The organism is Ruminococcus sp. AF17-22AC, assembly GCF_003460065.1.
Lineage (GTDB): Bacteria > Bacillota > Clostridia > Lachnospirales > Lachnospiraceae > Blautia_A.
This window is the reverse complement of record NZ_QRXT01000004.1, coordinates 107,588-126,522: the sequence shown is the minus strand read 5'-3', so window position 1 is coordinate 126,522 and position 18,935 is coordinate 107,588. Positions and strand designations below refer to the sequence as shown.

Here is an 18,935-nt window from a genome sequence, read left to right as displayed (position 1 = left end):
AAAGGATGAACCGATATGATTCAGATTAGAAAAGAGGATAACCAGAAAAAGCAGAAAGAAAAGAAACTGAAAGTTTACAAAGTCAATACCCACAAAAAAACTGTGATTGCCCTGTGGGTGCTGCTGGCAGTGAGCTTCCTGTTTGCCGTCTATAAGAATTTCACGGCGATAGACATTCATACTGTCCATGAAACCAAAGTAATTGAAGAAACCATCCTCGACACCCACAAGATAGAAAACTTTGTGGAGAATTTCGCAGAAGTCTACTATTCATGGGAACAGTCTGCCGCTTCCATTGATAACCGGACAAATGCTTTAAAAGGGTATCTCACCGGAGAACTGCAAGCCCTGAATGTAGATACTGTCCGAAAGGACATCCCCGTATCGTCTGCCCTGACTGATTTTCAGATATGGGAAATCACAGAAGAAAAGGAGCAGCATTATCAAGTGACCTATACGGTGGAACAGCATATCACAGAGGGAGAATCCGTTAAAACTGTCCGTTCCGCTTATCAGGTGACCGTCTATGTGGACGGCTCTGGAAACCTGACGATTATCCAGAATCCAACCATTACCAGTGTTCCCGTAAAATCCGGTTACACTCCCAAAGCGGTACAAAGTGACGGTACGGTGGATTCCATCACCACAGAGGAAATCAACGAATTTCTCACTACCTTTTTCAAGCTGTACCCTACGGCAACCGCAAAGGAGCTGACCTATTATGTGAATGAGGGCGTGCTGAAACCTGGGGGGAAAGAATACATTTTCTCGGAACTGGTGAATCCAGTTTACAATCGAAACGGAAATCAGGTGACAGCTTCCCTTGCAGTGAAATATCTGGATAACCAGACCATGACAACACAGGTATCGCAGTTTGACCTTGTGCTGGAAAAGAACGGGGAAAACTGGAAGATTGTGAAATAGTTATAGAAAAACGTGCATTTCTCATTTGAGATTTGCACGTTTCTCTTATAAAGTATTTCTTTTTAAAATTTATCATTAGTCTTTATATTTTTGATTAGCTCCCAATAGTAGTGTGTCAATTGCTTCGGATAATTCTTTTCTTACTTTATCAGGATTAGAAAAAGCATATCTTAATTGTAAAGTTGTATAACCATGAAGCATACCTGTTACCATGTTCAAAATTTCAGTGGTCTTATCTGGATTAAAGCCACATGAGCAAATAAGTGTTTTAAGTAAAGATAGATAATCATTAAAAATGATTGCTGTTTCCTCTGTTCCATTCCAACTAGCCCATTGAATTATTTCATAAACACCGGGATGTTCAATCATATAATTAAGATATTCAACTGCCACTAATTTTAATGCTGAATCCCCTGTCTTACCGATTACTGCACGAATCATTTTTTCATTCATAGTACGCATACCACTATGTGCTATCTCCCTAAGAAGTTCATCCAAACTTCCTATATGATTATATAAGGAGGGGGTACGAATCCCTAAATTTTCAGCAATAGCTTTCAAAGAAACATTATGAAGTCCATTTCTATCAGCCATATCAGAAGCAGTTTTTATAACTTCGGCTTTTGTAACTCGCATATTCATTTTCCTCTTTCTACACATCATTTACTTCATTTTAAGTAATCAAATTAATGAAGTCAATAATTTGGTTAGAAAAAATGAACTCTTGTATTGACAAACAGTCTTATAATATTTAAAATTACTAATGTAATTAGTTTTTATGATATTCAAATTAGTTTACGAAAGGAAATACAAATATGTGTACAAGATTTGTGTATAATGGAAAAGAAACCATTGTTGGGTTCAATTTTGATATTGACCTTTCTGAATGGGAACATACTGTAATTGCCGAAAAGGACCGTTTTTTTATAGGGATAAAAATGTCCGATAATAAGTACCACTCTTTTCATGGAATCAATAGAAATGGGAATGTTGGCACATTGTTGTATGTACATGGAAATGACAATGCACAATTTTGCGGTAATGAATCATGCTATACAATAGCTGATTTGACAGAAAACTTTATAAAAGGCAATCTCTCTTTTGACGATTCATTGGAAATAGTGAAAAAAAAGAAAATTACTTATGCTCCTGACACTACTATGCAGGCTATGTTTTCGGATAGAACTGGGCGTGTTCTCATTATTGAACCGGGGATTGGGTATCGTTTGGAAAAAGAAAAATATTCCTTAATAACAAATTACTCCATTCTAAAACCAGAATTGACTAATCCATATGTTTTATCTGGGGATAACAGATATGAAAAGGCAAAGGATTTACTGCAAGGATATGGAGAAAACTTCTCTATTTCCAACGCCTTTGATGTACTTAGGTCAGTACGTCAGGAAGGACTTTGGGCAACCAGAGTTTCTTTTGTATATTCCGTTGCTAAAAATAAGGTATATTATGTGTTGAACAATGATTTCAAAAATATTGCAGAGTATCAATTCTAATATCACTGCAATTATAAACAAAAGTGGAGGATTTACATTTCCCCCACTTCCTTAGATTTGACAATACCATCTGCGACGCTTTCCATAATAACAAGGTCAGCGTCTGTGAAATTGTCTATTTTGTTTTCTAACTGCCTGCGTTTGGTACTTTTCACCTGACTGCTGGCAGGCAAGAAAAACTCATCCACTGATACATTCAGCAGAGATACAAGGTCGTAAAGCACCTGTAAGCTGGGATGCTGCCCTTTGTTCTCAATATTGGTTAAATAACGTGGGTCAATCTCAATCATTGCTCCCACCTGTTCACGGGTCAAACCCTGTTTTTTACGGGCTTCTTTTATGGCAAGCCCCAAAGCCCTGAAATCATATTTATCTTCTTTTTTACGCATAATACACCACCTCTGTACATTTTACTGTTCCTGTTATAATAGTGACAGGTATAGAAAAACGTATTGTACAGTTGTACAGTTCCTATTATGTGTACCAAAGATAAAACTATGCTGCTGAAACGGAAATAAAAAAAACCGTTATTTGGCAGTACACTTTTCTTGCGTCAAAATCACATAAGCCTTTCCAGACGACGGTTTAATAAAAGCCGCCGTCTTTCTTTTTTCCAGAACACATGGAGGTTGTATTAAAGTCAGCTTTTTTTAGGCTCCGGCGGCTTACAGGAGGAAGCCGCTATGCAAAATATTTTCTTAAATATATCTACATTCGGTAAACCGTTAAAAAAAGCCATCCACCTACGCTAGAAAAGTCTGACCTGCAATATGGTTTTTCACAATACATAGTAAGAACTATCGAAGCACACAAGCAGAAATATCGTCTGTTTGCGTGCTTTTTTAGTTGGAAGAAAAAGTTTTTAAATTTTTCTTCTCAAAACGCAACTGCACCCCCTGTCCTGTCGGGACTAAGAGCGAAAAGGGGGAAAGAAGCAGAAATTCCTATCAACTCGCTCCCTTTCAAGGCTGGAAAGGGGGTGAGCAATGATGAAGCCATCTGAATTTCAGACAACCATAGAGAACCAGTTTGATTATATCTGTAAAGTCGCTATGGAGGATGAACGCAAAGACTATCTCAAAGCGTTGTCCAGACAGTGTAAACGGGAAACCCTGTTCTGTGATATGGACGATTACACCGTCAATCTGTTTTCTTCCGAAGACACCTATCCCTCCCATTTCCATACTTTTGAAATGGATGGATTTACTGTCCGCATTGAAAACAGCCTATTAGCAGAAGCATTAGAAAATCTGGATGGAAAGAAACGTGACGTTATCCTGAGATATTATTTCCTCGGATTTGACGATACGGAAATTTCAAAAATTCTGGAAGTCAACCGTTCTACCATCCAGAGAAGAAGACACGCCGGACTGGAATTTATCAAAAAATTTATGGAGGAAGAAGCATGACAGCAAAGCACCCTATGATTCCGTTTCCTGTAATTGTAAGGGCTGCGGACGGTGATATTGAAGCAGTCAACCAGATTGTACGCCATTACAGCGGTTTTATTGCCAGCCGTTCCATGCGTCCCATGAAAGACGAATATGGCAATACTCTCATGGTTGTAGATGAAACCCTACGCCGCCGGATGGAAACACGTCTGATTGCAAAGATTTTATCTTTTGAAATCAGGGAACCAAAGTAAAAATAACGCTCTCCTGTGGAAGCATGGACAAGCCCATGCTTCCCAGACAGAGCTTGCCAGCCTATTAAAGTGCATTATCACCAGTGCATTTTAACAGGCTGACAAAGCCGGATTGTTCCTTGAAAAAGAAAGCGTCTAATCAACGCAGCATAAAGCAGCCGAATACGTTTCGATAGAAAGAGAGCCGTTGGGCTGGCACGCCGTGACCCACCAAAGGAGGGATGAAACCGGATAGCGATTCCTGCCAGCGTTCCATAAGCAGCTTACCGCAGAGCTGCCGCCATGACCTTTCTATTGTGATAATGATACTTCCGTACAGCCTTAGTCCGTGTGATGATGTAGCACCGCTGGCAAAGGGTACGGCTGGATGAGAACCATGCAGGGGTGAGATTCCCATGAGCTTTAGCGAAAGCTGCTCGGCTTGCTTATATACTATTTTGAATTAGAATTTTTCATTCAAAATCAAATAACTATTCGCAGGAAATACAATCTTAATATTACTTTTGCCACAAAATCTGATATAATATAGACAGATATTGAGGGTTCCATATCTGGTCTATGGAAAGGAGGAATATGATTACAGTAACAAAAAAAGACTTAATAGAACTGGGTTATGGGACTTCATTCGCAGCAGACATCATAAGAGAAGCAAAAAAACTTATGATTTCAAAAGGGCATACCTACTATCAGTCACGCAAACTGGACAGGGTTCCCAGAGAAGCTGTGGAAGAATTGTTAGGGATTACTTTTACTGATAAATCAAACTGATTGTACTTCTTGCACATTTATGTAAGGAGTGAAATCATGGCAAAAGACCCTATTAAGAAAGCAGAAAACGGAACTTATTATTTTAGAGCAAACTTAGGTTTCCACCCGATTACCGGAAAACAGATTCAGAAATACAAAAGCGGATTCAAGACAAAAAAGGAAGCCAGAGAAGCATATTCAAAGCTTATGCTTACATCCACAGAGGAATTGACAGAAAAGAAACAGCAGCTATCCTTTCAGCAGTTCATTGAAGAGACTTACCTACCTTGGTATAAAACACAGGTAAAGGAAAGTACCTATCTGAACCGCCGTTCTACCATTCAGAAACATTTTTCATACTTTTACAAAATGACGGTGGATGAGATAGAACCCATTAACGTCCAAAACTGGCAGCTTGAACTCGCAAAAGAATTTAGTCCAAACTATATCCGTATTGTACAGGGTATGCTCTCCATTGCCTTTGACAGAGCAGTTGTTCTCGGTCTTGCAAAGAAAAATCCGTCACGAATGATAGGAAACATCAAGAGCAAGAAAACAAAAGTGGATTTTTGGACACTGGATGAATTTCAAAAGGTAATTTCCCTACTCTACAAGGGCGATTATTACGAACATTACCTTTTCATTTCATACTGGCTCCTGTTTATGACTGGAATGAGAATCGGAGAAGCCGCAGCCCTGCAATGGTCGGATATCAACTTTGAAACCGGACTTTTAAGTATAACGAAAACGCTGTACTATAAAACAATAGACGAATACAAATTTGTGGAACCAAAGACACAAGCCAGTATTCGCACTATCTATATTGACACAGATACCATTAAAGAATTAAAAGCATGGCAGGAAGTACAGCAAAAGGTTTTAAAGGACTGTGACCTTGTACTAAGCTATAATGGGATTCCCACCAGTAAGCACACCCTCCCACGGGCATTAGAAAAACTTGCTGGATTGGCAGGCGTACACCGTATCAAAATTCATGCACTCAGACATTCCCATGCTTCCCTGCTCATCAGTATGGGAGAAAATCCTTTATTGATTAAAGAACGTCTGGGGCATGAAAAGATACAGACCACGTTAGGAACCTATGGACATTTATATCCCAACACCAACGTGGAAGTTGCCAAAAAATTAACTGGCGTTCTCACTTATACTCCGGCAACAACCAGTGTTGCCGATTACACCAGCAATCAGCATACAGCAATCTATCACAGAGCAGTTGAATAAAAAAATGCAATCAAAATGCAATTCTAAAAGAAAAGAGCCTCAAAACCCTTGAAAATAAAGGCTTTGAAGCTCTGCTCCAACTATTCAAACTCAATCGTTCCCGGTGGCTTACTGGTCAGATCGTAGAATACGCGGTTAACTCCTTTAACCTCATTGATCACACGATTCATTACTCTGTTGAGTACCTCATACGGAATCTCCGCGGACTCTGCAGTCATGAAGTCGATGGTCTTAACTGCACGAAGCGCAACTGCATAATCGTATGTTCTGAAATCGCCCATAACGCCTACGCTTCGCATATTGGTAAGTGCTGCGAAGTACTGGTTCGGCATCCAGGATGGAGCCTCTCCGTGCTCTTTCTTGTAGTCGGCGGCTGCCTTGTCGACTTCTTCACGGTAGATGTAATCTGCATCCTGCACGATCCTTACTTTTTCTTCGGTAACTTCTCCGATGATACGGATACCAAGTCCCGGTCCCGGGAATGGCTGACGGAATACCAGTCTTTCCGGAATTCCGAGTTCCAGTCCGGCTTTACGAACCTCATCTTTGAAGAGGTCACGCAACGGCTCGATGATTTCTTTGAAATCTACGAAATCCGGAAGCCCGCCTACGTTGTGGTGGGATTTGATCACTGCGGATTCACCGCCAAGGCCACTCTCTACAACGTCCGGATAAATAGTTCCCTGTGCAAGGAAATCTACTGCACCGATCTTCTTTGCTTCTTCTTCAAAAATACGGATAAATTCTTCGCCGATGATCTTACGTTTTGCTTCCGGCTCTGTAACTCCGGCAAGTTTGTCATAATATCTCTGCTGTGCATTTACACGGATAAAATTCAGATCAAACTGACCGTTCGGTCCGAATACACCTTCTACTTCATCACCTTCGTCTTTACGAAGAAGGCCATGATCTACAAAGACACATGTAAGCTGTTTACCGATTGCTCTGGAAAGAAGTCCTGCTGCAACGGAGGAATCAACTCCACCGGACAGTGCAAGAAGCACCTTGCCATCGCCGACTTTTTCACGAATTTCTTTGATAGTATTCTCAACGAATGCGTCCATTTTCCAGTCGCCTGCACATCCACATACGCCAAGTACAAAGTTGGACAGCATCGTCTTACCTTCTACTGTGTGAAGTACTTCCGGATGATACTGGATCGCATACAGCTTCTGATCTGCATTTTCAGCAACAGCTACCGGACAGTCTGCTGTATGTGCAGCAATCTCGAATCCCGGTGCCGGTTTGGAAATGTAGTCTGTATGGCTCATCCATACGATTGTCTTATCGGATACATTTTCGAAAATTTTGGAATCTGTCTTATCAACGAGAAGTTCTGTCTTACCATACTCACTGACCTCTGCTTTTTCAACTTTGCCGCCAAGGACGTGCATCATAAGCTGTGCGCCGTAGCAAAGTCCAAGTACCGGAATACCAAGCTCAAATAATTCTTTCTGGTATGTCGGTGAATCTGCCTCATAACAGCTGTTCGGACCGCCGGTAAGGATGATTCCCTTAGGATTCATCTCTTTGATCTTTGCAAGATCGGTCTTGTAAGAATAGATTTCGCAGTATACATTGCATTCTCTGACACGTCTTGCAACAAGCTGATTGTACTGACCGCCAAAATCAATGACAATAACTAATTCTTTTTTCAAGGCTTTCCTCCTGTTTTTTCCCTATAAAATCTCTTTAGAATCATTACCGCGCACTCTGTTCGCGGTAACTTAGAATCTTCTTCTCATTATAAATGAGTAACAGAACTTTTACAACGGCAAATTTCCTCCACCGGACAGATTTTTCGAAATACGTTATTTTTACTTTAGAAGTTCTTTAGAAATCTATCACGTTTTCTTCAATCTCTCATCACAAATTCATCACAGATTCCCGGTATAGTAATAAACAAATAAAGCGAATGCTTTTTTACATAGATTTTTCTTTTTCATACTCGCCGGGCACGACAGGCCCGGCCCTCCTTCTTTTTGTATCACTTTTTATATGTTTTCCTTATGCGTTCAATATGTTCCTGCTTCTCCGCATCACTGAGTTGTGTACCCGGCAAAAGTTTCTGATATATCTCTTCTATCTGTTCATCCGTTAATGCATCTGATTTATCCAGCTGATCTTTCATAAATTGCTTTAATTTATTATAGCCAATCACATACACATTCTGACTTTCCGCAGAAACTTTTTTCAAATTAGCATTTGCATTAAATGTAATAAGCGAAATATATTTCTCATCTCCAACCTTCAGCATCTTTTCCAGATTTTTTATATGACTTTTGTTTTGTTTTATCGGATTATAGAAGAAATATTTTTTCCCTTTCAAAGTTTCACACCAATTCTTACTCTTTTCATCTCCAAAAATCCATCCGGAATAGTTTTTGTTTTCTATAACATAAATTCCTTTGTTGCACAACATGATCATATCAATTTCCGTTTTATCACCGCTTCTGTTCGCTATGTAACAATTGAAAATCATCTTGTTTTTTAATGGTGCATCATCAATAACCAATGAAGTTCGGTATTCACCTCTTGTCCCCTGATTTAAAATTGTCTTCCAGAAACTTTTACTACTTTGTTTTCCGTAACTTGAATTTTTGTATTTCTTGTTTTCATGCAAATATTTTATTAAAACGGCCGTCCACACAATAATACAGGCAATAATCAATAATGCCATCATTTCTTCATACATACTTTTTGCTCCTTTGTCCTGAACACCTTTACTTTCTCACCCGAACCCTCTCAAAACCAGCGGTTTCCGCAAAGTGCAGGAGCAGGTTTTTGCCGCAGAGGGAATCACCATCCAGCCGGTGTGCTCCGCCGAAGAAATAGAAGTTATTACAGTCCTTATCGAAAACGGATTCAGCATTTCCGTTTTGCCTTACATGGATATTGTACATCTCCACAATCTTGTGGCAATTCCAGTACAGACACCCATCTGGAAATCAAAATTTTATCGCGAGAAGAAAATATGGAAGCCGCTCCGCGGCAACTTTTTTGATTTCGATTGCGGCAAGTGTAGCTGGTTACTACATATGCAAATGGTTAGATCGGAATCGTAAAGACAGCTAGCCAAAACGAAACCCCATGGACTGGTCCTCCATGGGGTTTCATTGTGTTAGCTTGTATCATCACTTTCTTGGTTATTATTATAGTATAACGAATTGAAGTTTATGTCAATCCTTGTATCTCCAAATCATGCTGCAGATCTGTAAGCAACTTTGCAACAAATTACTGTATCGACCATGTGCGCCAAACCGGAAAGACGGATGTATATGACCTGAGTATCTTAATGGGACATGAAAGCATCGAGACAACAAAAAAATATGAGCATTTCGCCCATGAAATCATTGCAGCAGAAAACAATATTTCACACTTGGATATGTGTCTAGGAAATGGACAAAAAACAGGGCGCGGGTAGAACGAAAAGACATGAAAAACGGTGCTCCGTGCCTGTTCGCCTTACACCCCTGAAACCCGCATAAATAAAGAAAAAACACCGTCCCCGCGGCAATCGCAATGTCCGCAAAAACAGTGTCCTTAATGCGCCTTCAGGGGTTCGAACCCTGGACACCCTGATTAAGAGTCAGGTGCTCTACCAACTGAGCTAAAAGCGCATGTTTATGAAATTGTTCGTTCAGGATTTCCCTGACGCAAAAACTATTATATGAAAGCCCCGGCAAAAAGTCAAGAAAAATTTTATAATTTTTTATGTTTTTTTATTTTTCTTTCTTTTTTTCCTTATCTTTCGGTTTTGGCGACGACATGCAATCCAGTATTTTGCATAATTCATCCGCACTTTTGCGGACTTTGCGGAAGCAGCCATCCAGACACCTGTGTTCATAAAAGAACTGTGTCATAAGAGCATGTATGCGGCAGTTGCATCTTTTTTGTCCCATAGAAATCCATCCCGAAATGCAAATCTTCCTATATTATATGTTAAATTCAAAAAAACGTGCAGCAGGCAGGAGCTATATCTTCCCGTCCGCCACACGTTTCGCGCTTTCCTGTTATATATATACTTCAATGTCCCAATAACAAACCGATCATTCGTGAAGAACTGCGATCAGCTTACAAATCGGGTTTCCCATAGAAGAAAATTTCTCCTCATATTCCGTCATGACATTGCCTTCCATCATGTCTTCCTGATGATGCAGGTCAAAGGTATGCGCAAGCAGCTCCCAGCCTTCACTCTCATTTACTTCCTCCAGTGAAAATTCAAATAAGCCCTTATTGTCTGTCTTGAACTCTACAACTGCCCCGTCCGGAAGGATCTGGCTGTAACGTGCAAGAAATTCACGTGAGGTCAGTCTTCTCTTTGCATGGCGTGCCTTTGGCCATGGATCCGAGAAATTCAGATAAATACGCTGAATCTCGCCTTTTTCAAAGATTTCCGGAAGCAGTCTCGCATCCACACACATAAATTTCAGATTCTCAAGCTTCTCTCCCGCTTCTTCGAGCTTTTCCCTCTTCTGAAGTGCGCGGAGCAGCACGCTGTCGTACATCTCGATTCCAATATAATTGATTTCCGGATGAAGTTTTGCCATATCCATAAGGAAACGGCCCTTGCCCATTCCTACTTCAATATGAATCGGCTGCTCCTGTGTAAACACCTGCTCCCATTTCCCCTTACATTCTGCCGGATTCTGTACTACATAAGGGCTTTCTGTGATGGCATCTTTGGCTCCTGGTATATTTCTTAATCTCATAAATTATTTCTCCGTCCTGTTGAATATGTTTATTATCATACACGTTTCCTTCATATCGGGCAAGCATAATTCCTGTTTTTATACAGCGATACCTGTAGGTTCTTTTCACAGTATCAAAAATCAACTATTTAACAGTAAGTCTTTTACCCTTTATTGTGCAATTTTTTATGGTTTTTTTTTAACAAAAGGTGTATTATATGATAAAGTTCCAAAAAAACATAGAAAAGGAGGGTGAATATGGAGCAGATACTTCAAAAGTTATCTGAAATCGAAATCACAGCGCAGCGCATCATGCAAGATGCCGACAGAACCAAAGCAGCCCTTTCAGCCGAAATGGAACAGCAGTGTAAGGACCTTGATTTGGAACTGGAACAGGAAACAAACCGCAAGATACAGGCACTTCGGGACAGTCTGGAATCTCGCAAGGATCAGGAGCTGACCGCTCTGCGCCAGCAAACAGAGCAGCACCTTGCCGATCTGGATGTCTATTACAAAAAAAATCACCAGCAGCTTTCGGAAGACCTATTCCAACAACTTCTAAAACGATGAAAGGAGTGATCTGACATGGGAAAACTCCTTTCCTACAGCGGAATCTCCACAAAAATCCGCGCCATGCAAAGTAAGCTGATCACCGAAGACCAGATTCAGGAAATGCTTCAGTTTACAAGCACATCACATGCCGCCGCATGGCTCAAGCGAACACCGGAGTATTCCAAAACATGGGCATCACTTGATGAAAATTCCCTGCACCGCGGTCAGATTGAAAAATTACTGAAAGCATCTATTTTCGATGATTTTTCAAAGATCTATCAGTTTGCAAGCTCCGAACAGCGAAAATTCCTTGATCTGTATTCCAGACGATATGAAATCCGTGTTCTCAAAGAGCTCATGACTAACTTGTTTGACCACCGCGATACAGACCCTGTCGACCTTTCTCCTTACCGGGAGTTCTTCCGTCGGCATTCCAACCTCGATCTGGATGCACTTACAGCATGCAAAACGATGGACGAATTCATCAATGCCCTTAAAGGAAACGAATTTTACAGTCCACTCTCTCAGATACAGAACCACGATACCGCACTCCTTTTTGATTACGGAATGGCTCTGGATCTATATTATTTTTCACTGATATGGAAAGTCCGCAGGAAACTTTTTTCGGGCAAAGATCTCGAACAGATCACAAATGCCTACGGTGAAAAATTCGATATGCTGAACCTTCAGTTTATCTTTCGTTCAAAGCGCTACTTCAGCATGGCGCCGGCAGATATTTATGCTCTGCTGATTCCGATGAACTATAAACTGAAAAAAGAAGAGATCCGTGCGATCGTTGAAGCTGCAACCTACGAAGAATCACAGCAACTTTTCCGCAAGACTTATTACGGAAAAAAATACGAACATCTTTCCGCACACAATCTCGAAGAATTTTATAATTACATGCTCCGCAGCACCCTGGAAAAAGAAGCCCGACGCGATCCTTATTCTGTCGCGATGCTTTATTCCTACATGTATCATAAGGAGCATGAAGTAAATCGTCTGACCATCGCCATCGAATGTATCCGTTATGGTGTGGCACCGGACGAGGCAATGCAGTATATTCGTAACAATTAACCATCCCGGAGGATAAAATCATGATTGAGAAAATGAAATTTTTAAGCATCACCGGGCCAAAAGCGGATATTGACAGAATGACGGAAACCTACCTTTCCAGATATGAGATTCATCTGGAAAACGCCCTTGCAGAGCTCACTGAAGTCGCGAATCTGTCGCCGTTTCTGGAGATTAATCCTTACAAAGATCATCTGAATGTGATCGACAGTTTCTACGAACAGCTGGAAACACCTGAAAAGGCAGTCATCAGCGATATGACCGTAGAAACAGCCCTTAAAACTGTTCAGAATCTCCGGAACAAAGCGCAGGAGCTGGATGCCGAGAAATCCCGTCTCCAGTCAGAACACGCTGAAATGGTCGACTCTCTGAAAATTATCCGTCCATTCAGAAATCTGGATTTTGACGTATCACAGATCCTGAACTTCAAATATATCCACTATCGTTTCGGACGTATCGAAAAGCAGTACCTCCAGAAATTCGAGAAATACATCTACGACAATCTGGATACTCTTTTTATCAAATGCGGAGAAGATGAATTATATATCTACGGTGTTTATTTTGTACCGGAGCATCAGGCTCACAAAGTACATGCCGTATATTCATCCATGCATTTTGAGCGAATTTTTATTCCTGATGAATATCATGGAACCGCCACAGAAGCTTTCGAAAAGCTGGACCGCAGACATCGTGAGATCCACGCAGGCCTCAATGCCAACAAAGCAGCCTACCAGAAATTTCTCGAGGACAACTGCTCTACGATCATTTCCGCAAAAGCCGCTCTTGAAGCCTGCTCCAGAAGCTTTGACATCCGTAAACTGGCCGCCTGCACACATGGTGACACCAACACCTTCTATATTCTGTGCGGCTGGATGACCGAAAAGGATGCACTTGCTTTCCAGAAGGATATTCAGAACGATGAAAAAATCTTCTGCCTCATGGAAGACCAGCAGGCTCCCGCAAAGAAAAAGCCACCTACAAAGCTTAAGAATCCAAAGCTTTTCAAACCTTTTGAAATGTATGTAAAAATGTATGGACTTCCTGCCTACAACGAAATGGATCCTACATGGTTTGTTGCCATCACATATTCCTTTATTTTCGGAGCTATGTTCGGTGACGTCGGCCAGGGACTGATCCTTTTCCTCGGCGGTCTGTTTCTTTACAAAACCAAACATATGGACCTTGCAGGAATCATCAGCTGTGCCGGTGTATTTTCCGTATTTTTCGGTTTCATGTACGGCAGCTTCTTCGGTTTCGAGGATGTCCTGAAAGCCATATGGCTGAAACCTATGAACCAGATGATGGACGTGCCACTGGTCGGAAGACTGAATGCAGTTTTTGTTATCGCCATCGGTTTCGGAATGTTTATCATTCTGATCTGTATGATATTTAATATCATCAATTCCCTCCGAAACAAAGATACCGAAAAGGCCTGGTTTGACAGCAACGCCGTAGCCGGACTTGTTTTCTATGGTTCGATCGTACTGACTGTCGGACTCTTTATTTCCGGCAAAAAACTTCCGGCAACTGCTGTTCTTGTCGTGATGTTTGGTGTACCGCTCCTGCTCATGTTCCTCAAGGAGCCTCTTACAAACCTCGTTGAAAAGAAATCAGAGATTTTCCCGGAGCAGAAAGGTATGTTCTTCGTACAAAGCTTCTTCGAATTATTTGAAGTGCTGCTCAGCTACCTTTCCAATACACTTTCTTTCCTGCGTATCGGTGCATTTGCCGTAAGCCACGCAGCAATGATGGAAGTCGTACTTATGCTTGCCGGTGCTACCAACGGAGGCAGCCCAAACTGGATTGTTGTCGTACTCGGCAACATCTTCGTATGTGCAATGGAAGGACTGATCGTTGGTATTCAGGTCCTCCGTCTGGAGTACTATGAGATCTTCAGCCGTTTCTATGCAGGCAACGGCCGTGAATTCCAGCCATTTATGAAAACGTTACGTAAAAGCGTGCAGAAATAAAATATACGGGCAAAGCCCACCCAATAAACCTACATTTTTATATCAGGAGGATATTATCATGAACATGATTATTCAGATTACAACTGCAATTGCAATGATTCTCAGCATTATCGTACCTTTTGGTTACTTTTTCCTCGGTGAAAAGAGCAAAAAACGTTACAAAAAATCTCTGATTGCCAACTGTTTTATGTTCTTCGGTGTACTTCTTGTCGCAACCGTAGTCAGCTTCGCAGGTACTGCAAGCGTACAGGCTGCCGGCTCTTCTGCTGACGGACTTGCTACAGGTCTTGGTTATCTCGGTGCAGCTCTTGTTACAGGTATCTCCGGTCTTGGTTCCGGTATCGCCGTTGCAAGCTCCGCAAGTGCAGCTCTTGGCGCACTGAGCGAAGACGGATCCCTGTTTGGTAAATCCATTATCTTCGTAGCTATGGCAGAAGGTATCGCACTTTACGGTCTGATCATTTCCTTTATGATCCTTGGTAAGCTTTAAGGAGCGCTCCCTATGAAAATGTATTTGATCAGTGATAACATTGATACCTACACAGGCATGCGTCTGGCAGGTGTGGAGGGTGTTGTCATTCACGAACGCAACGAACTGAAAGATGCCCTCGAACAGGCAATCTCCGATAAAGAGATCGGAATCATCCTTCTGACCGAAAAATTCGGCAGAGAATTTCCCGAAATCATCGATGAAGTCCGTCTGCATCACAAAACGCCCCTGATCATTGAAATTCCTGACAGACACGGAACCGGCCGTAAACCGGATTTTATCACTTCATATGTTAATGAAGCAATCGGACTGAAATTGTAGGCAGGAGGTAACACTATCATGACAATTGACGAAAAGCTGCAGCATTTTTATGAGGTTTCCCTTGAAGAAGCCCGTGAAGATGCAGCGCAGGCGATTCAGGAACATAAAAAGCTGCTTTCCGAAAAGCTTGAAGAGCACAGACAGCTCAGCCGCCAGAATGCAGAAGCAGAAGTAAAAGCCGAAACAGAGCATGTCCGTCGTGAAGTCAACAAAGCTCTTTCCGCCGAACAGATCACTCTCAAAAGAGACTGGTCCAAAAAGCAGGAAGAACTGAAAGAAGCTCTTTTTGGCGAAGTAAGTACCAAAATCAGAGACTTTATGTCAACTTCCGAATATGAAACATATCTTTGCCAGAAAATCAAAGAAGCACAGGATTTTGCCGAAAATGATGAGATTCATATTTTTCTTTCCAGCACTGACAGGGAACGTCTGGATGCGCTTATTCAGAAGACCGGCATTTCACTTCAGGTCTCCGGAGAAGATTTCATCGGCGGTATCCGTGCAGAGATCCCGCACAAAAATATCCTGATTGACAATTCATTTGCAGCCAATCTCGATGCCATGCGCAAAGAATTCAAATTTGACGGAGGAATGACCCATGAATAAAACAGGTATTATTTATGGCATCAACGGTCCTGTTATCTATCTGAAGGGTGACTCCGGATTCAAGATTTCCGAAATGGTCTATGTTGGTAAAGATCATCTTGTCGGCGAAGTCATCGGTCTGAAAAAAGGCATGACTACCATTCAGGTATTCGAAGAAACAACAGGGCTTCGTCCGGGCGAAACCGTTATCGGTACCGGCGATGCTATTTCCGTACTTCTCGGACCGGGTATCATCCACAATATTTTTGATGGTATCCAGCGTCCTCTGGAAGAGATTGCAAAAACTTCCGGAAAATATATTTCCCGTGGTGTCAGTGTAGATTCTCTTGATACAGAGAAAAAATGGCACACACATATTACTGTAAAAGAAGGAGATGTCGTAGGTCCGGGCACGGTCATTGCCGAAACACAGGAAACCGCTTCTATTCTCCACAAATCCATGGTACCGCCGAATATTGCCGAAGGTACCGTAATTAAAGCTGCTCCTGATGGAGATTACACCATTCTGGAGCCGATTGTAACCATTGAGCTTCGCGACGGAAGTACCAGAGATCTCGCGCTCGCACAGAAATGGCCGATCCGTATTCCGAGACCTACTCATGTACGTTATCCGGCAAGCGTTCCGCTTGTCACCGGCCAGCGTATCCTTGATACCCTGTTCCCGATTGCAAAGGGCGGTACAGCTGCCGTTCCGGGCGGTTTCGGTACAGGAAAAACCATGACACAGCATCAGATTGCAAAATGGTCTGATGCAGATATCATCATTTACATCGGCTGCGGAGAACGTGGAAACGAAATGACCCAGGTTCTCGAAGATTTCAGTAAACTGATCGACCCGAAATCCGGTAACCTTATGATGGACCGTACCACGCTGATTGCCAACACATCCAACATGCCTGTTGCAGCACGTGAAGCATCCATTTATACCGGTGTCACACTTGCAGAATACTACCGTGACATGGGTTATGACGTAGCAATCATGGCAGACTCCACCTCTCGTTGGGCAGAAGCTCTCCGTGAGCTCTCCGGACGTCTGGAAGAAATGCCTGCCGAGGAAGGTTTCCCGGCTTACCTTGCATCGAAGCTTTCCGCATTTTATGAGCGTGCCGGCATGATGCAGAACCTCAATGGTACAGAAGGTTCCGTATCTATCATCGGTGCCGTTTCCCCACAGGGTGGTGACTTCTCCGAACCAGTTACTCAGAACACCAAACGTTTTGTCCGCTGCTTCTGGGGACTTGATAAATCTCTTGCCTATGCAAGACACTTCCCGGCTATCCACTGGCTGACCAGTTACAGTGAATACCTCGAAGATCTGACCCCATGGTACCGCGATCACGTATCACCGAAATTTGTAGCAGACCGAAATCAGATCATGGCGATCCTCAATCAGGAAAGCTCTCTGATGGAGATCGTAAAACTGATCGGAAGTGACGTTCTTCCGGATGATCAGAAACTGACGCTGGAGATTGCCCGTGTCATCCGACTCGGATTCCTTCAGCAGAATGCCTTCCATCAGGAAGACACCTGTGTCCCAATGGAAAAACAATTCAAGATGATGGAGATCATCCTGTATCTGTATGAGAAATCAAAAGCCCTCATCAACCGCGGCATGCCGGTTTCCGTACTGAAAGAAGACAACATCTTCGAACGTATCATTTCCATCAAATATGATGTTCCGAATGATCAGCTTGACCGATTTGATCAGTATCAGAAAGACATCGATGAATTTTATAACAACGTATTAGAGAAAAACGGCTGACAGGGGGAACGAGATTTATGGCAATCGAATATTTAGGATTAAGTGAAATAAACGGCCCTCTCGTAGTTCTGGAAGGTGTCAAAAATGCTTCCTACGAAGAAATCGTAGAATTCCGCATGGACGACGGAACCCAGAAGATCGGTCGTATCATTGAAATTTATGAAGACAAAGCAGTTATTCAGGTATTCGAGGGAACAGATAATATGTCCCTCGGCAATACCCACACACGTCTGACCGGTCATCCTATGGAGATCGGACTCTCTCCGGAAATCCTCGGACGAACCTTCAACGGTATCGGCCAGCCGATCGACGGACTGGGCGAGATCACCCCGGAAGTAAGCCTCAATATCAATGGTCTTCCGCTGAATCCGGTCAAACGTGAATATCCGCGAAACTATATCAATACAGGTATTTCTGCAATCGACGGTCTGACCACCCTGATCCGTGGACAGAAGCTTCCTATCTTCTCAGGAAACGGTCTTCCGCACGACAAACTGGCTGCACAGATCGTACAGCAGGCTTCTCTCGGCAGTGACTCCGATGAAAACTTCGCGATCGTATTTGCTGCCATGGGTGTCAAATACGATGTCGCAGAATTTTTTCGCCGTACATTTGAAGAAAGTGGTGCTTCCGACCACGTTGTTATGTTTTTGAATCTGGCAAACGACCCGGTCGTTGAACGACTTCTGACTCCGAAGATTGCACTTACCGCAGCTGAATATCTGGCATTTGAAAAAGGCATGCATATCCTTGTTATTTTGACCGACATCACCTCCTTCTGCGAGGCAATGCGTGAAGTTTCCTCCTCAAAAGGTGAGATTCCTTCCCGTAAAGGTTATCCGGGTTATCTCTACAGTGAACTTGCAACACTGTATGAACGTGCTGGAATCGTGCAGGGAGGTACCGGATCAGTTACACAGATTCCGATCCTGACCATGCCAAATGATGACATCACGCATCCGATTCCTGACCTTACCGGTTACATCACCGAAGGCCAGATCGTTCTTGACCGTCAGCTTCACGGACAGGCAATCTACCCGCCGATCAATGTTCTTCCTTCTCTGTCACGACTGATGAAGGATGGTATCGGTGAAGGATTCACACGCGAAGACCATCAGGATGTCGCCAACCAGCTCTTCTCCTGCTACGCAAAAGTAGGCGATGCAAGAGCACTTGCTTCCGTTATCGGTGAAGATGAACTTTCCCCGATTGACAAGCGTTATCTTGTTTTTGGTAAAGCTTTCGAGGCAGAGTTTGTCGGACAGTCCGAAACCGAAAACCGCAGCATCACAGAAACACTTGACAAAGGCTGGGAACTCCTCGGACTTCTTCCGAAGGATGAACTTGACCGAATTGATACAAAGATCCTGAACAAGTACTATAAAGAAACCGTACGTTAA

At 42.5% G+C, this 18,935-nt stretch carries 21 protein-coding genes and 1 tRNA gene; 15 read left to right on the top strand and 7 right to left on the bottom strand.

What is annotated here, in order from left to right:
• Positions 1–15: 15 nt before the first annotated feature.
• A complete protein-coding gene (locus DWW86_RS07830) occupies positions 16–924 on the top strand; it encodes a conjugal transfer protein (RefSeq protein WP_117942768.1) in 909 nt (302 codons plus the stop codon).
• A 75-nt stretch (positions 925–999) separates the two neighbouring features.
• Here DWW86_RS07830 and DWW86_RS07825 read toward each other — a convergent pair whose 3' ends face one another.
• A complete protein-coding gene (locus DWW86_RS07825) occupies positions 1,000–1,560 on the bottom strand; it encodes a TetR/AcrR family transcriptional regulator (RefSeq protein WP_015552518.1) in 561 nt (186 codons plus the stop codon).
• A 179-nt stretch (positions 1,561–1,739) separates the two neighbouring features.
• Here DWW86_RS07825 and DWW86_RS07820 point away from each other — a divergent pair, with 179 nt between their 5' ends.
• Entirely contained in the window at positions 1,740–2,435 is a 696-nt protein-coding gene (locus DWW86_RS07820; protein WP_015552517.1) for an Ntn hydrolase family protein, read from the top strand.
• A gap of 32 nt (positions 2,436–2,467) precedes the next feature.
• Here the strand turns inward: DWW86_RS07820 and DWW86_RS07815 are convergent, their stop codons facing one another.
• Positions 2,468–2,824 (bottom strand): helix-turn-helix domain-containing protein, encoded by a 357-nt coding sequence (locus DWW86_RS07815; protein ID WP_009009558.1) that lies wholly within the window; start codon positions 2,822–2,824, stop codon positions 2,468–2,470.
• Between the two features lie 597 nt (positions 2,825–3,421).
• Between DWW86_RS07815 and DWW86_RS07810 the strand changes: the two genes are divergently transcribed.
• The 5 genes from DWW86_RS07810 (at position 3,422) to DWW86_RS07790 (ending at position 6,069) form a co-directional block, all read left to right on the top strand.
• Positions 3,422–3,844, top strand: a complete 423-nt coding sequence (locus tag DWW86_RS07810; protein ID WP_022615780.1) for an RNA polymerase sigma factor — start codon at positions 3,422–3,424, stop codon at positions 3,842–3,844.
• Positions 3,841–4,080, top strand: coding sequence for a helix-turn-helix domain-containing protein (locus DWW86_RS07805; RefSeq protein ID WP_015552516.1), 240 nt, complete (start codon positions 3,841–3,843; stop codon positions 4,078–4,080). Before DWW86_RS07810 ends, DWW86_RS07805 begins: the two co-directional genes overlap by 4 nt.
• A gap of 221 nt (positions 4,081–4,301) precedes the next feature.
• On the top strand, positions 4,302–4,451 hold the full coding sequence (locus tag DWW86_RS17115) for a hypothetical protein (protein WP_172749838.1): 150 nt from the start codon (positions 4,302–4,304) through the stop codon (positions 4,449–4,451).
• A gap of 202 nt (positions 4,452–4,653) precedes the next feature.
• Entirely contained in the window at positions 4,654–4,848 is a 195-nt protein-coding gene (locus tag DWW86_RS07795) for a DUF3173 domain-containing protein (protein WP_011861908.1), read from the top strand.
• 36 nt (positions 4,849–4,884) lie between these two features.
• On the top strand, positions 4,885–6,069 hold the full coding sequence (locus tag DWW86_RS07790; RefSeq protein ID WP_015552515.1) for a site-specific integrase: 1,185 nt from the start codon (positions 4,885–4,887) through the stop codon (positions 6,067–6,069).
• 80 nt (positions 6,070–6,149) lie between these two features.
• Here the strand turns inward: DWW86_RS07790 and guaA are convergent, their stop codons facing one another.
• The 5 genes from guaA to trmB all read right to left on the bottom strand — a co-directional run bounded on the left by guaA (position 6,150) and on the right by trmB (position 10,781).
• A complete protein-coding gene (gene guaA, locus DWW86_RS07785) occupies positions 6,150–7,727 on the bottom strand; it encodes a glutamine-hydrolyzing GMP synthase (protein ID WP_117942767.1) in 1,578 nt (525 codons plus the stop codon).
• A 329-nt stretch (positions 7,728–8,056) separates the two neighbouring features.
• Positions 8,057–8,764 (bottom strand): nuclease-related domain-containing protein, encoded by a 708-nt coding sequence (locus DWW86_RS07780; protein ID WP_117942766.1) that lies wholly within the window; start codon positions 8,762–8,764, stop codon positions 8,057–8,059.
• An 852-nt stretch (positions 8,765–9,616) separates the two neighbouring features.
• Positions 9,617–9,689, bottom strand: a tRNA-Lys gene (locus tag DWW86_RS07770).
• Positions 9,690–9,791: 102 nt separating this feature from the next.
• Positions 9,792–9,971 carry a hypothetical protein gene (locus DWW86_RS07765; RefSeq protein ID WP_117942765.1) on the bottom strand — a complete coding sequence of 60 codons (180 nt, stop codon included), beginning with the start codon at positions 9,969–9,971 and terminating at the stop codon, positions 9,792–9,794.
• Between the two features lie 147 nt (positions 9,972–10,118).
• Positions 10,119–10,781 (bottom strand): tRNA (guanosine(46)-N7)-methyltransferase TrmB, encoded by a 663-nt coding sequence (trmB, locus tag DWW86_RS07760; RefSeq protein WP_072522718.1) that lies wholly within the window; start codon positions 10,779–10,781, stop codon positions 10,119–10,121.
• A gap of 237 nt (positions 10,782–11,018) precedes the next feature.
• Here trmB and DWW86_RS07755 point away from each other — a divergent pair, with 237 nt between their 5' ends.
• The 8 genes from DWW86_RS07755 to DWW86_RS07720 are packed head-to-tail and all read left to right on the top strand — an operon-like array spanning position 11,019 to position 18,935.
• Positions 11,019–11,330 (top strand): hypothetical protein, encoded by a 312-nt coding sequence (locus DWW86_RS07755; protein ID WP_117942764.1) that lies wholly within the window; start codon positions 11,019–11,021, stop codon positions 11,328–11,330.
• Between the two features lie 15 nt (positions 11,331–11,345).
• Positions 11,346–12,389, top strand: coding sequence for a V0D/AC39 family V-type ATPase subunit (locus DWW86_RS07750; RefSeq protein WP_117942763.1), 1,044 nt, complete (start codon positions 11,346–11,348; stop codon positions 12,387–12,389).
• 20 nt (positions 12,390–12,409) lie between these two features.
• Complete coding sequence (locus tag DWW86_RS07745; RefSeq protein WP_117942762.1) at positions 12,410–14,356, top strand: V-type ATP synthase subunit I; 1,947 nt, start codon at positions 12,410–12,412, stop codon at positions 14,354–14,356.
• A 58-nt stretch (positions 14,357–14,414) separates the two neighbouring features.
• Positions 14,415–14,846 carry an ATP synthase subunit C gene (locus tag DWW86_RS07740; RefSeq protein ID WP_015540703.1) on the top strand — a complete coding sequence of 144 codons (432 nt, stop codon included), beginning with the start codon at positions 14,415–14,417 and terminating at the stop codon, positions 14,844–14,846.
• 12 nt (positions 14,847–14,858) lie between these two features.
• Positions 14,859–15,167: a V-type ATP synthase subunit F gene (locus tag DWW86_RS07735; RefSeq protein WP_117942761.1), complete on the top strand. Its 309-nt coding sequence runs from the start codon at positions 14,859–14,861 to the stop codon at positions 15,165–15,167.
• Between the two features lie 18 nt (positions 15,168–15,185).
• Positions 15,186–15,773 (top strand): V-type ATP synthase subunit E, encoded by a 588-nt coding sequence (locus DWW86_RS07730; RefSeq protein ID WP_072522713.1) that lies wholly within the window; start codon positions 15,186–15,188, stop codon positions 15,771–15,773.
• Positions 15,766–17,535, top strand: coding sequence for a V-type ATP synthase subunit A (locus DWW86_RS07725; RefSeq protein ID WP_117942760.1), 1,770 nt, complete (start codon positions 15,766–15,768; stop codon positions 17,533–17,535). The genes DWW86_RS07730 and DWW86_RS07725 overlap by 8 nt, the downstream gene beginning before the upstream one ends.
• Before the next feature lie 17 nt (positions 17,536–17,552).
• Complete coding sequence (locus DWW86_RS07720; protein ID WP_072522711.1) at positions 17,553–18,935, top strand: V-type ATP synthase subunit B; 1,383 nt, start codon at positions 17,553–17,555, stop codon at positions 18,933–18,935.